At 59.2% G+C, this 13,843-nt stretch carries 12 protein-coding genes; 7 read left to right on the forward strand and 5 right to left on the reverse strand.

Annotated elements, in window-relative coordinates; translation table 11 throughout:
* Positions 1-66: 66 nt before the first annotated feature.
* Positions 67-636: a phage infection protein gene (locus tag AEQ63_RS11305; RefSeq protein ID WP_236705256.1), complete on the forward strand. Its 570-nt coding sequence runs from the start codon at positions 67-69 to the stop codon at positions 634-636.
* 50 nt (positions 637-686) lie between these two features.
* Here AEQ63_RS11305 and AEQ63_RS11310 read toward each other — a convergent pair whose 3' ends face one another.
* Positions 687-2,315, reverse strand: coding sequence for an ATP-binding response regulator (locus AEQ63_RS11310; protein WP_064363454.1), 1,629 nt, complete (start codon positions 2,313-2,315; stop codon positions 687-689).
* Positions 2,316-2,429: 114 nt separating this feature from the next.
* Between AEQ63_RS11310 and AEQ63_RS11315 the strand changes: the two genes are divergently transcribed.
* Together AEQ63_RS11315 and AEQ63_RS11320 are read left to right on the forward strand one after the other, a co-directional pair.
* The gene (locus AEQ63_RS11315; RefSeq protein WP_042606755.1) at positions 2,430-3,035 is read left to right on the forward strand and encodes a LuxR C-terminal-related transcriptional regulator; all 606 of its coding nucleotides are present in this window, start codon (positions 2,430-2,432) and stop codon (positions 3,033-3,035) included.
* A gap of 30 nt (positions 3,036-3,065) precedes the next feature.
* Positions 3,066-5,339, forward strand: a complete 2,274-nt coding sequence (locus tag AEQ63_RS11320) for a hypothetical protein (RefSeq protein WP_152972350.1) — start codon at positions 3,066-3,068, stop codon at positions 5,337-5,339.
* A gap of 60 nt (positions 5,340-5,399) precedes the next feature.
* Here AEQ63_RS11320 and AEQ63_RS11325 read toward each other — a convergent pair whose 3' ends face one another.
* Positions 5,400-6,398 (reverse strand): bile acid:sodium symporter family protein, encoded by a 999-nt coding sequence (locus AEQ63_RS11325; protein ID WP_042606753.1) that lies wholly within the window; start codon positions 6,396-6,398, stop codon positions 5,400-5,402.
* A gap of 83 nt (positions 6,399-6,481) precedes the next feature.
* Between AEQ63_RS11325 and AEQ63_RS11330 the strand changes: the two genes are divergently transcribed.
* The 3 genes from AEQ63_RS11330 to AEQ63_RS11340 all read left to right on the forward strand — a co-directional run bounded on the left by AEQ63_RS11330 (position 6,482) and on the right by AEQ63_RS11340 (position 9,146).
* A complete protein-coding gene (locus tag AEQ63_RS11330) occupies positions 6,482-7,270 on the forward strand; it encodes an AraC family transcriptional regulator (protein ID WP_064363456.1) in 789 nt (262 codons plus the stop codon).
* A gap of 194 nt (positions 7,271-7,464) precedes the next feature.
* On the forward strand, positions 7,465-7,929 hold the full coding sequence (locus tag AEQ63_RS11335) for a hypothetical protein (protein ID WP_064363457.1): 465 nt from the start codon (positions 7,465-7,467) through the stop codon (positions 7,927-7,929).
* 242 nt (positions 7,930-8,171) lie between these two features.
* Complete coding sequence (locus tag AEQ63_RS11340) at positions 8,172-9,146, forward strand: TerC family protein (protein ID WP_064363458.1); 975 nt, start codon at positions 8,172-8,174, stop codon at positions 9,144-9,146.
* Between the two features lie 115 nt (positions 9,147-9,261).
* On the opposite strand, the gene AEQ63_RS11345 is transcribed toward AEQ63_RS11340, so the two are convergent.
* Entirely contained in the window at positions 9,262-10,362 is a 1,101-nt protein-coding gene (locus AEQ63_RS11345; protein WP_064363459.1) for a polyamine ABC transporter substrate-binding protein, read from the reverse strand.
* Between the two features lie 255 nt (positions 10,363-10,617).
* A complete protein-coding gene (locus AEQ63_RS11350; protein ID WP_064363460.1) occupies positions 10,618-12,024 on the reverse strand; it encodes a purine-cytosine permease family protein in 1,407 nt (468 codons plus the stop codon).
* A gap of 322 nt (positions 12,025-12,346) precedes the next feature.
* On the opposite strand from AEQ63_RS11350, the gene AEQ63_RS11355 reads away from it, so the two are divergent.
* A complete protein-coding gene (locus AEQ63_RS11355; RefSeq protein ID WP_042606747.1) occupies positions 12,347-12,832 on the forward strand; it encodes a flavin reductase family protein in 486 nt (161 codons plus the stop codon).
* Between the two features lie 138 nt (positions 12,833-12,970).
* Here AEQ63_RS11355 and AEQ63_RS29285 read toward each other — a convergent pair whose 3' ends face one another.
* Positions 12,971-13,738: a methyl-accepting chemotaxis protein gene (locus tag AEQ63_RS29285; RefSeq protein WP_420220201.1), complete on the reverse strand. Its 768-nt coding sequence runs from the start codon at positions 13,736-13,738 to the stop codon at positions 12,971-12,973.
* Positions 13,739-13,843: the final 105 nt, after the last annotated feature.

Raw genomic sequence — 13,843 nt, forward strand, 5'->3', positions numbered from 1 at the left:
CAGCGCCGGGCATACGCAACGGACGACATCTCATCGCTTTCTGGCTGCTGGGTCGTGGAGAAAACCATGAAATACAAGTTGTTGTCAGGCGTGCTTCTTGCGGTAGCGGCCGGTGTCGCAGTGCCGAGTGCGTGGGCGGCCCAACCGCAGGCGTTGGCTTCGGATGGGGCTGATCATGTTGGGGCCGGGGCGGTAGCTGCCGATGGCGCCGATAAGGTCGGTGCCGGAGCAGTGGCTTCCGATGGCGCTGACAAGGTCGGTGCTGGAGCAGTGGCTTCCGATGGCGCCGATAAAGTCGGTGCAGGTGCGGTGGCGTCCGACGGTGCCGACCGTGTCGGCGCCGGCGCGGTGGCCTCCGACGGCGCTGATAAGGTCGGGGCCGGGGCAGTAGCTTCCGATGGCGCCGATAAGGTCGGGGCCGGCGCAGTGGCTTCCGATGGCGCTGACAAGGTCGGTGCCGGGGCGGTAGCTGCCGATGGCGCCGATAAGGTCGGGGCCGGCACGCTGGCAGCGGATGGCGCAGATCGCACCGGCGTCAACCGTGTGGCCTATTCTCGGGTCGGAGTCGGCTCTGATCGCGTGGCATCGGCGCTGATGACCGGCAGCTATTCCGACCAGTTCAACAGTCCGCAATAAACGCCCCGAAGAAACGGGCGGGCTCCCGAGCCGCCCGTTTACATCAGCCTCTACAGCGTCTTTTCGACCGCTTCGCCTTGTCGATCACGCAGGGCGCGTAATGTCGCGCGCAGCTCGGCCGGGCGCACCGGTTTCGACAGAATGGCGATCTGCCGATCGTGCAAGGCTGCCTGAATCTTTTCGATGTCGTGACCGGTGATGATCATCGCTGGCACTGCCCAGCCGCGTTGCCGGCGCACCTCATCGATGCACTCGATGCCAGTGGCGTGGGTGCCGAGGTCATAGTCGGCGACGATGATGTCGCAGTCGGTGACCAGCTCCTCAGCCGACCACTCGGCCTGCACCACGCAGCCCCAGCGCTCGAGCAACGCCGAGGTCGCGAGCAACACGTTGCGGTCATCCTCGACCAGACACACCTTTAGCCCCGTCAACAAACCCACCTGCCGCGCTTCATCGCGCATGACCGGTGACGGTGGCGCCGCTGCGAACGATAAACCGGCGAGGGTTACTGCTGTGCCGCGCCCTACCCGCGAACGCAGCGCAACCTGCACATCGATCAACTCACCCAGACGCTTGACGATCGCCAGACCCAGTCCGACCCCCTCGACGTCTTTATCGCGCACTTGTCGCACTCGATAGAACTCTTCGAAAACCTTCGGCAGATGCTCTTCGGCAATGCCGTTGCCGCGGTCATGGATGACGATGGCCAGCCCTGCCCCGCGCTTACGCACACCGATCAGCACCGGCCGTTGCGCGCCGTATTTGAAACAGTTGGAGAGCACGTTCTGCACCATGGTCGCCAGCAGCGCCGGGTCGGTTCTGACCCAGTGGTGACAGGGTCGCAAACGCAGCTCGACACCCGCCCAACGCGCCGCTTCCTGATGTTGGCGGACGATGTCCGCGAGCCATTCGCCGAGGTTCAGCGTTTGCCATTTCGCCTCGACCCGGCCGTTATCCAGCGTATAAAGATCGAGAATCGAACGGAACAACTGCGAGACGTTAAGCAGCGAGCGGTCGATGTTGTCGACCAGCCGTCGCTCGTCGTCGCCCAAACGCGACTCGCGAAGACAGGCAGTGAACAAGCCGATGGAATGAATCGGCTGACGCAAATCGTGACTGGCCTGCGCGAGGAAGCGCGATTTCTCCAGATTCGCTGCGACCGCTTCTTCCGACGCCTTGCGCGTACGCTCCAACAGCAAGTGCGCGTAAAACGGAATCACCGTGCTGGTGATCAACAGCATCAACACCATGAACGGTTGCGCCTGCCAGTACGGCGTCAAGCGATAGACCACCAGCAGCGCTACGAGCGCCAGGCCGGTGGCAATCGCCAGATAACGCGAGCCGTAGCGCATGCCGTTGCCGAGGTTGACCCAGACCATCACCGCGTACAGTGGCAGCGCCGCTTCGCCGCCGATCACCAGACCAAAACAGGTGCCGGTGTAATCGTGGACCATGGCGAAAATCCGTCGCGCCGGATAATGCCCCGGCCAGCGCGCAATGGCTTGGCGGAACACGATTGAGGCAAGCAGAAACAGGACAATGTAAGTGATGACCGGCAGGTAGGTATCGAAGCGCTGGCCCGGCAGAAAACCCAGCACAACCATGTAAACCACCGCGATGGCGGCGATGATGATGCGCAGGTTGGCCTGGTCGAGTTCGGTATTTTTCTCGAACTTCATGGTAAACGTCCTTGTGCAGCAATCGTCAGTTTCGGAAGCAGCCTACAGGCAACCTTCGCGTCCAGTGCTAAGGTGCAGGCCTTGAATCACGCCTGACCCAGGGAGGGTCACGTCATGACATGCCGGATCATCATAGCCGACGATCATCCACTGTTTCGCGAGGCGATGCTGCGCACCGTACAGCGCGTGCTGCCCGCAGCGAATATCTGCGAGGCCGGCGACTTCGACGCTGTGCTCGAGCTGCTGCCACAGGGCGACGAGCCGGACACGCTGATGCTCGATCTGCGTTTTCCCGGGTTGACGTGCATCACCCAGCTCGCCGACTTGCGAAGACGATTGCCGCGCACCACGCTGATCGTAGTTTCGATGGTCGACGATCAGGCGTTGATCAGTGAAGTCATGGCGGCGGGCATAGACGGCTTTATCGGCAAGAACATTGCGCCGGATGAAATCGGCCAGGCGATTCTGGCGATCCGTGATGGCGAGGTGCTGGTGAAGTCGGCGCCGTCCGGCTTGCTGCCGCTGGAAACCGCGACGACGCTGACGCCGCGTCAGCAGGACGTACTGCGGTTGATCGCGCAAGGCAAGACCAACAAGGAAATCGCCCGTGAACTGGATATTTCGCCGTTCACGGTGCGCATCCATGTGTCGTCGTTGTTGCGCACGCTTGATGTGCCGACGCGGGCGGCCGCGGCGGTCAAGTATTCCGGTATCGGATAGGACTCGACACAGACTGCTCCAGTGGATCAAATGTCTGAAACTACCTTGAGCCAGCCAGCGTACATGTCTCGTCTATCTGACTACAGCGATCAGCACATCCTCGATATCATCCACGCAGCTGGCTACGTGCGCCTCAGTGGCCAGCACAGCAACGGCCAGTCAGTGCACGAACTCATCCATTCGTGCGGCATGGTGAATCTGAAAAACTCCAAGACCTTGCTCAGCGATAAACGCCATTGTGGCTTTATCCCGTGCCATCCACGGGGCAAATTGAGTTTGCTGTACCTGAAGACCATTGCCACACGACTGGGGCTGGATGACGTTACCCACGACCAGGAGGGACAAACGGAACTGCGTCGTCTGACGATTTCTGCCAACGATCTGTTGCGCTGGACAAAAGGGGATGCGGTCATGACCCAAAGTTGGCATACCGTGCGTTCGCGAGCGCTGTCTTGCAAAAAAGGCACCTTTTTCCAATCCGACGCAACCCGCAGAAAGCCCCGCTCCGCTGAACTCTCGCTGTCGACCCTCGCTTTATGTTGCGCGCCAAAACGTCTCGCGCTCCCTGCCAGCATGCCTGCCCGTCGAGCCGACAAGGTCGAGTACACGCATATTGCCTGCGGCGGCACTGTTGCCCTCAGGTTCGTCGAACTTCAGCAGTGGAGCGAGACCCGATGTCCACACTGTCATTCTCTCGAGAAAACCGCTCTGGACGCGTTCAAGGCTTTCCTGCTCGATTTTGAAATGACATTCGACGGTACGCTCGAAGTGATGGAGCGAAAGTCACAGGTCAAACGTAGCCAGGCCATTTCGATCACCTGCAACCTCTGTCACCAGCGCAACGACGCACGGAGTTATGATCTTGTCCGTTATCGGGGCTTCACCTACTGCGACAACCCGGGCTGTAGCAATACCTATTTGCCGGCAGACAGAACCTGCGAACCGGACCAGTACTATATCGACCTGCTGAGGACCCATGGCATCAGGAAGTTTGCCGACGGTCAGCGGCTGTTTCCAAGGTCGATGCGCTATCTGAAGCAGCCTTCTGCGGCGAGCCCCAAAGGCGCGAAGAAACCCGTGCGCAAATATGAGATCGTGCAGCAAGCGCTGGACTTGCCTGTGAACACGCGGCTCGCCGAATTCACCGACGATGACCTGCGCAGCGCCTTTCAGCACGCGATCGATGCTGGCGCTACGAACATTGGCGCGGTTCGGGCAAAGCTGCCCAACGACATCAATAACTTCATCAGCCGCCGCAGAATGGCTGGCGACTTCGTGCACCACCGGGTTCTCGCCAATATGGGTATCCGGTTCAAGCGCAGCTATGAAATTGCTTCGCTGCACGACGCCATCGAAAGCATTCGCGATACAAAGTCCGCGACATGGGCAGAGTTCGTCTCGCGCTACCCGGGCGCCAGCACCAGCATCATCGAACAAGGCCTGAAAGAAGATGTCATGGCCAGTTTCGGCTGGACATCGCTCGTCAACTATTCAAGGCTGACAAACCAGCAACTGCTGGACAAAGCCGGAGAGCTCCGTCACGCCGAGCAACTCGACACTCTCGCCCTGCTCGAGCGTGCCTACGGCAGCCTGATTCGCAACATCCGCGAACGAGGCCTGACTGCCGATCTGTGCGCCGCGCAGGGTTTCGAGCAAACCGCTGTGTGGCAAGGCATGAGCCTTGACGATCTTGTCCGGCACATACGCGACAACGATTTTGCATCGTCATCCGACTGGCACGCCTCCTCATCGGGCTCATACAAATACGCCGCCACACAGAACTGGGTACGTGAGATATCGAAACGCTTCAACTGGGGCATTTACCGGGGCCTGAACGGGTTCAGCTACGATTCCCTGCCGGAAACGATTGTGGCGAACCTTTTGCACCTGGCTGATTACGAGTTCATCGACCATCCTCCGATCGAGGATTTTCCAGGTGTCGGCGGAGGTCGGCCGACGGCTGATTTCCTCATCGATTCACCACCGTTGTGGATCGAGGTCTGGGCCTACCGCACCGACGACGTGGTGAGCGGAAAACTGGCGAGCTATCCCTCGACGCGCAAACACAAGGAAGCGGGTTACCTTGCCCACGCCATGCCCTTGTGCAACCTTGAGGGCGGTTTGTTTTATCGTCCCTACCTGCTTGATGGCAAGCAGTACCTCCGGGGGATGGGCAGCTTTGTCGAGCATGCCTGTAATCGCTTGACCGCGCATGGCTTACCCATCGTTTATACCCCTGAGCTGCTGGCTGAACTGCGACAGTCGGTTCACGATCAGAGCGACTCGGCATTCATTCAACTTTAGCCCGCAAACATCAACAACAAAGCTGTTGGTCCGGAAACACTGCGAATGGCTCGATCTCGCTCACGGATCCACCTGCGCCATCAGATCCGGCACCGACTCCGGCCGCTTGGCATAGCGCTGGGCCAATACCGCGCAGACCATCAGTTGAATCTGATGGAACAGCATCAGCGGCAGAATCAGCACGCCGATGGTGCTGCCGGCGAACAACACCTGCGCCATCGGCACGCCGGTGGCCAGGCTCTTTTTCGAGCCGCAGAACAGAATGGTGATGCGGTCTTCCTGATTGAAGCCGAAGGCTTTGCCAAGCAGGGTCGAGGCCAATAGCACCAGGGCGAGCAGGATGCAGCAGACCACCACCAGGCCGAGCAGCTCGAACAATGGAATCTGCTGCCAGATGCCTTCGTTGACCGCTTCGCTGAACGCGCCGTAGACCACCAGCAGAATCGAACCCTGGTCAACGAATTTCAGCCAGTTCTTGTTGCGCCCTACCCACGCGCCGATCCAGCGGCGGGCGATCTGCCCGGCGATAAATGGCAGCAGCAACTGCACGCTGATTTTCACGATCGCATCGAGGGTCGAGCCGCCGTCGCCGTGGACGTTGAGCAGCAAAGTCACCAGCAGCGGCGTAAGAAAAATCCCGAACAGGCTGGACGCCGCCGCGCTGCAGATCGCCGCCGGAATATTGCCTCGCGCCAGCGAAGTGAACGCGATGGCCGACTGCACCGTGGCTGGCAACGCGCAAAGGTAGAGCATGCCCATGTACAGCTGATCGCCGATCAGCGGTGACAACAGCGGTTTGAGCGCCAGACCGAGAATCGGGAACAGCACGAAAGTCAGGCCAAACACCAGCAGATGCAAACGCCAGTGGCCGGCGCCGGCAATGATCGATTCGCGCGACAGCTTGGCGCCGTGCAGGAAAAACAGCAGGGCAATAGCGATGTTGGTCAGCCAGCCGAAGCCGACCGCGACCTGGCCGCTGGCGGGCAGGAAGCTGGCCAGCAGGACAACGCCGATCAGAGTCAGGGTGAAGTTATCGGGCAGAAAACGTGGGCGCGTCATGAGATTCATCCGGGGGGTTGCCAGTGCGTGCCGACGACTCTAACGTGACTGGCAATTACCGACTAACGCCGAAGAGCCGCAAGATGCCGCCCAAAGGACATACCAAGAGCGTTCGCCGCAGTGTTCCCGGGTTGCCCAGCCTGCCGCGTCCTGTGTATGGACGTACCGAATCACTGCCCAACCGCGCCCTCACCCGCCGTCATAGCCATCCGTGGGTGCAGTTGTCCTACGCGATCCAGGGCGTGCTCGAAGTGCAGACCAGCGCCGGCCGTTTCGTCGCGCCGCCGGAGCGTGCGGTGTGGATACCGGCGGGCGTACCGCACCGGGTGTTCAGCGCCCCGCACACGGAAATGCGCAGCCTCTATATCGACAGCAGCGTCACCGGTTGGGCGGCCGAACATTGCCATGTGCTGGGCGTCAGCGATCTGCTCAGGGAGTTGATCCGCGCCTTCAGTCAGGTTCCGGTGGAGTATGACGAGAGCGGCCCTGACGGACGCCTCGCCCAAGTCATCCTCGATCAGCTGGCCGATGCGCCAACCATCGACCTGATGCTGCCGCTGCCACAAGATCCGCGCTTGAAGCAGATCTACCAGAGCCTCGAACAACATCCGGAACAACAGACCACCCTGAGCCACTGGAGCGGCGAATTCGGCGTCACCGAAAAGACCCTGACGCGGCTGTTCCTGCGCGACACCGGCCTGACCTTCCGCGCCTGGCGCCAGCGTCTGCGCCTGCTCGGGGCGCTGACCCCGCTGGAGAAAGGTGAGCGTGTGACCGATGTCGCGCTGGCCTGCGGATACGACTCGACATCGGCGTTCATTGCGGCATTTCGTCAGCAATTTGGTGAGACGCCGGGGGAGTTTTTCCGTTGAGGCATGCGCCAATGGCCTGTTTGTATACGAGGGAACTCATCGCCCGACACTTCGCTACCATATTCCTCAAAATTTTGCACCTGTCAGGTCTGTCAGTAGTTGGCACACAAACCGAAGCGTAAATTGAATCTCCCAACCGGCGGAAAAGTCGGTTTGCCTAAAAAGCGGAACGCATTTTTATCCGGAGATTGATCATGACCGACATAATCAGGAACATAAAACTTGGAATCAACAGCGAAAACAAGCCACAGGATCTGGCGCACAAAATCGCCGCGGACGAGCGCTTCGACGTAAAGTTCTCAAAACCTTTTCCGCCCATTGAAAAGTTTGAAGCGACACATACCTGGTACGCCTCCTTCACAGGAGACTCGCGCAGCATCATTGGGCGCCATCAAACCTTGCAGAACTTCTACCAGCTGACATTAATTACTCCACGGGAACTTAAAAGCGGCACGTATAAACTCGAGGATTATGGTCCCGGCAAGCATTCAGTTGTTTTTATGGTTGACGGAGTGAGCATCAAGGGAGGTAGTGTTACTTACGATGTAGATGACAGCCGAAAATCAGTCAAAGCAACTCTCAAGTTCGACATTGTTTATGAGTCAACACCCTACACGGTCGCTGCAGATATATTTCTCCTGGCAACGGGAGAGCTGTGATCCATATATATTCCCTCGGTATCAGCTTGAATTCTGTGATGCGGTATCGCTGGAGGCTGGATTCGCCAATCGGCGGTACTTCCCATGCAGGAATGCTCCAATGAAATGCCAAAGTGCCCCGAGGTAGGACACTTCGTTTTTCTCGAACCAACCCTCAGAAATAAACGATTTTTCTTTGCCATAACTGCGTCGCTAGCATGGCCCCGTCTGATTCAATTCAAACAAGAGACAGGGAGCGTGCCATGCCTGCCACGAACATCAATATCGGCGAACCCTGGATGTGGGGCGCCTTCATCATCTTCGTTCTGGCCATGCTGGCCCTGGACTTGTTTGTCTTCGGCGGGCGCAAGGCGCATCGGGTCTCGGTGCGTGAAGCGTCGGCCTGGGTGGTTGCCTGGTGCCTGCTGGCGCTGAGCTTCGCCGGTTTGCTCTGGTGGTACCTGCACGGCGAATTTGGCGGTGAAATCGCCCGGCAGAAAACCCTGGAGTTCCTCACCGGTTATTTGATCGAGCAGTCGCTGTCGATCGACAACATGTTCGTCTTCGTGATGATCTTCAGCTACTTCGCCGTGCCCCCGGAATTGCAGCGGCGCGTGCTGCTATATGGCGTGCTCGGCGCGATTGTCATGCGCGCGATAATGATCTTTGCCGGCGTATGGCTGGTGTCGCAGTTCGAATGGCTGTTGTATGCGTTCGGTGTGTTCCTGATCATCACCGGGATCAAGATGCTGGTGTTCGCCGACCAGCAACCGGATCTCGACAACAACCCGCTGTTGCGCTGGGTGCGCGGGCATATGCGTATCACCAGCGGTTTCCACGGCGAGCGGTTTTTCATCCTGCAAAACGGCGTGCGCTGGGCAACACCGATGTTCCTTGTGCTGGTGCTGATCGAGGCCAGCGACCTGATGTTCGCGGTCGACAGCATCCCGGCGATCTTCGCCGTCACCACTGACCCGTTCATCGTCTTCACCTCGAACATCTTCGCGATCATGGGCCTGCGCGCGCTGTACTTCCTGCTGGCGGACATGGCTGACCGTTTTCACCTGCTCAAATACGGGCTGGCGATCGTGCTGGTGTTCATCGGCGGCAAGATGGTGCTGATGCCGTGGTTTCACATGCCGGTGGAGTGGTCGCTGGCGGTAGTGGGTTCGGTGATTCTCGGGTCGGTGCTGTTGAGTCTGGTGACCACCCGTGAGGGCGAACGCAGCACCGAATGACCCACACAAAACCCTTGTAGGAGTGAGCCTGCTCGCGATCGCGGTGTATCAGCCAACATCTACGTCAACTGACACACCGCTATCGCGAGCAGGCTCACTCCTACAGGGAATGGTCTTATTTATCGGATTTGATACTGGTCCACACCCGCGTGCGCACCCGCTCCATTTTCTGCGGCAACGGCTGGACCACATACAGGGTTTTCAGCGCTTCGCGGGTCGGGGTCAGGTTGGGGTTGTCGGTGATCTCCTTGTTGACCAGCGGCATCGAGTCCTTGTTGGCATTCGGGTAGCCGAGGAAATCGCTGATCGGTGCGATCACTTTCGGATCGAGCAAGTGGTTGAGGAATTCGTGAGCCTCGGCGACGTTCTTCGCGCTCTTCGGAATGGCGAACGTGTCGAACCAGATCGGCGCGCCCTCCTTCGGCAAGCGCCAGTCGACCACCACGCCGTTGCCCGCCTCTTTGGCGCGATTGCCGAACTGGTAGAAGCTGCCGGAATAACCGATCGCCACGCAGATGTCGCCGTTGGCGATGTCGGTCATGTATTTGGCCGAGTTGAAGTAGGTCACGTAGGGGCGAATCTTCATCATCAAGGCCTTGGCCTTTTCATAGTCCGCCGGGTTCTGGCTGTTCGGATCGAGGCCGAGGTAATGCAGGGCCAGCGGCAGGATTTCCGACGGCGAATCGAGCATCGCCACGCCGCACGCCTTGAGCTTTTCCATGTTCTCGGGCTTGAACACCAGATCCCAACTGTCCACCGGCGCATTCTCGCCAAGGGCAGCCTTGACCTTGGCCGGGTTGAAGCCGATCAGCACGGTGCCGTACATGTAGGGCACACCGTACTGGTTGCCGGGGTCGTTGGCCTCGAGCAACTTGAGCAGGGCCGGATCCTGATGCTGCCAGTTCGGCAGTTTCGACTTGTCGAGTTTCTGGAACACGCCCGCCTTGATCTGGGTTTCGATGAACTGATTGGACGGCACTACCAGGTCGTAGCCGGAGTTGCCGGTGAGGAGTTTGGCTTCCAGTGATTCGTTGGTGTCGAAGGTGTCCCAGGTCACTTTGATCTTGCTTTGCTCGGCGAAGTCCTTGGGCACTGACGGCAGGATGTAATCCGCCCAGTTGTACACCCGCAGTTCGCGCTGCTCTGCCTGGACGGCGCTGGCCAGCAGCGTCAGGCCACACACGGTGGCGCCCAGAATGCGTTTGATCGTGACCATGGTTGTTTCCCCGAATGCGGCGTGAGATCGATGGTTTTTATGTTCTGTACACGGCAGTGGCTGTAACGAAAGCCAAGGGCAAAAAAGGTCGAGCCTGTTGTTATGGTTTCGATTCTTGCTGACAGCGTAGCGCGATGACAGTAGGCGGCAGGCCAAAAGGGGATCGATATGGCCAATTTGCGTGACCGCTGAAATACTCGGGACGGCCGAAAACCAGTTGTGGCGAGGGAGCTTGCTCCCTCGCCACAGAATTGCTTACGAGCGATAGCTCAGTTTTGCCGCCCTGCTCCGCTGCGCCTGACCACGGGTCGCGAGGCAGTAATAGAGCGGCACGGTGACCACCAGGCCAACCAGCCACGACAGATCCGCACCTTCGACCAGATTGGCGTACGGCCCGACGTACAGCGAGGTGTTGGCAAACGGCAGTTGCACGATGATGCCGATGAAGTAGGCAATGATCGCGTGCAGGTTGAAACGCCCGTAGATCCCGCCGTCGGCGCGGAAGATCGAGGTGATGTCGTAGTTGCCGCGCTTGATCAGGTAGAAGTCGATCAGGTTGATCGACGCCCACGGCACCAGCACCAGCAACAGCGCCAGAATCAGCCCGATGAACTGGGAAATGAAATCCGCCGAAGCGCCGAGGGCGACCACGCAGCATCCGCCGAGGATCACGCTCGACAGCACCACGCGCACCTTGATGCTCGGCGTCCACTGGCTGGCGAAGGTCTGGATCGAGGTAATGATCGACAGCACCGCGCCATACAAGTTGAGCGCGTTGTGGCTGATGATATTGAGCAGAAACAGCACCATCAGAATCGGCCCCAGCCAGCCGGTGGACTGCTTGACCGCCGCCATCGCCTCAGTGCCTTCCGGCGTCGCCAGCACCGCAACCGCGCCAAAACTGAACGACAGAATCGTGCCCAGCGTCGCGCCCAGATACGTCGCCCAAAATGGCTTGGCAATGCCGATGTCCGCCGGCAGATAACGCGAGTAGTCGGAGACGTACGGCGAGAAACTGATCTGCCAGATGATGCCCAGCGATACCGTCGCCAGCCAGCCCGAGAGGTTGAAACTGCCGCGCGTCAGGAAGTCCGCCGGCAAGTCATGGGCGAAGATGTAGATAAACCCTGCGAGCAACGCGCCGCCCATCACCCAAGTGCCAATGCGATTGAGCGTGTGGATGAAGTTGTAGCCGATCACTCCGATCGCGGTAGCGGCCAGCGCGCCGATCAGAATGCTCAGCGGGGCCGGCACCGACGGCGCAATACCGACGATGGATTTGCCGGCCAGCACGATGTTGGAAATGAAGAAACCGATATAGATGAGAGCCGCAAAGAACACGATCAGCAGTGCGCCATATCGGCCGAACTGGCCGCGACTCTGGACCATTTGCGGAATGCCCATGCGCGGGCCCTGGGCCGACGCCAGTGCAATCACCACGCCGCCGATCATGTGCCCCAGCGCAATCGCCAGCAGCCCCCACCACAGATTGAGATGGAACACCTGAACCACCATGGCGCCGGTGACGATGGGCAGTGGCGCGATGTTGGTGCTGAACCACAGAGTGAACAGGTCGCGGGCCTTCCCGTGGCGTTCCGCGAGTGGGACGTAATCGACCGTATGATTCTCGATCAACGGATCTTGCCGGGACATCTGGGACATATGCATGAACTCGAGTTTGTCTGTTTTTATCTTTGTATGAAGCCAAACCGGGAGGACTCTTGGGTCGCCCCTCAGATGCAGACCATATTATGGTATTCCAAGCTTTGCACAAGCCTGATCCGCTGATTCTGTCGTTCTCTGATCCGTTATCCTCGCTGATCCTGCCCCTCATCGGCTAGCTGAAAGCCCCGTAAACATGGACTTTCCGACGAAATCCGCACGTTTATCGGTTCACCAGAAAAGCCCTTGCAAGATATGTATTACGGTATACCATCAGACCTACAAATCATAAAAACCGTGTCACACACCCGAGGACCACCCAATGATCGATGCTGCCATTTACAAACAAGTCATGGGCTCGTTCCCGTCCGGCGTCACCGTCATCACTACCCTGGACGACGACGGCCAGATCGTCGGCCTGACCGCCAGCGCCTTCAGCTCGCTGTCGATGGACCCGGCGCTGGTGCTGTTCTGCCCCAACTACAGCTCCGATTCCTATCCAGTGCTGATCAAGAACAAACGCTTTGCGATTCACCTGTTGTCCAGCGTGCAGCAAAGCGAGGCCTATGCCTTCGCCCGCAAAGGCAAGGACAAGGCGCAGGGCATCGAGTGGACATTGAGCGCACTGGGCAACCCGATCCTCGCCAATGCCACGGCGGTGATCGAGTGCGAGTTGTGGCGTGAATATGAAGGTGGCGACCACGCGATCATGGTCGGCGCGGTGAAGAACCTGATCGTCCCTGAGCAAGTCGCCGGGCCGCTGGTGTACTGCCACGGCAAGATGGGTGCGTTGCCGGTTGTGGCGTGATCCCGGAACTGTTGAACACATCAATCCCATGTAGGAGTGAGCCTGCTCGCGATCGCAGTGTGTCAGTCGATGCAGATGTTGGCTGATATTCCGCTATCGCGAGCAGGCTCACTCCTACAGGGGTTTCGGTGTAGCTGATTACGTCCGGAACCGGCTCACCAACTGATTCAACGTCTGCGACAACGCCGTCAGGTTCTGCGCATCCTGGCGAGTCGAGTCCGCCAGGCTTGCCACTAACTGCGCATCGCCATGAATCTGGCTGATGTGGCGATTGATGTCTTCGGCCACTTGATGCTGTTCCTCCGCCGCCGTGGCGATCTGCGTGTTCATGTCGCGAATCACATCCACCGACTCGCGAATCAATTCAAAACTCGCCCGCGCCTCGTTGATCGACACCACGGTTTCCTGTGACACCTCCAGGCTGGCGTGCATCTGCTTGCCCATCTGATGAGTGCGCCGCGCCAGATTGCCGAGCAGTGCGTCAATCTCACCGGTCGAGTCTGAAGTTCGTTTGGCCAAAGCGCGGACTTCATCAGCGACCACGGCAAAGCCCCTGCCCTGCTCTCCGGCGCGCGCGGCTTCGATAGCGGCGTTGAGCGCGAGCAGATTGGTCTGCTCGGCAATCGAGCGGATGGTGCCGAGGATCGACTGGATGTCGTTGCTGTCCTGCTCCAGTTGCTGCATCGACTCGGCACTGTGGCCGATCTCCTGGCTCAAACGCCCAACATTGCTCACCGCCGCGTCGATCTGTTGCTGCCCGGTATGTGCCTGACGCTGACCGTTGTCTGCCGAATCGGCGGCCTGACTGCAGGAGCGCGCGACCTCGTTGGATGTGGCGACCATTTCGTGGAATGCGGTCGACACCATGTCCACCGCCTCACGCTGACGTGCAGCCACGTCGGCCATTTCCGCCGAGACTTCGGTGGCGCTGCCGGAGCTGCTGTGAATCTGTCCCGCCGCCTGGCCGATACGCTGGATCAGCGTACGAATCGCCTCAAGAAACTGGTTGAA

This window comes from Pseudomonas sp. RIT-PI-o (assembly GCF_001297215.1).
Taxonomy (GTDB): Bacteria; Pseudomonadota; Gammaproteobacteria; order Pseudomonadales; family Pseudomonadaceae; genus Aquipseudomonas; species Aquipseudomonas moraviensis_A.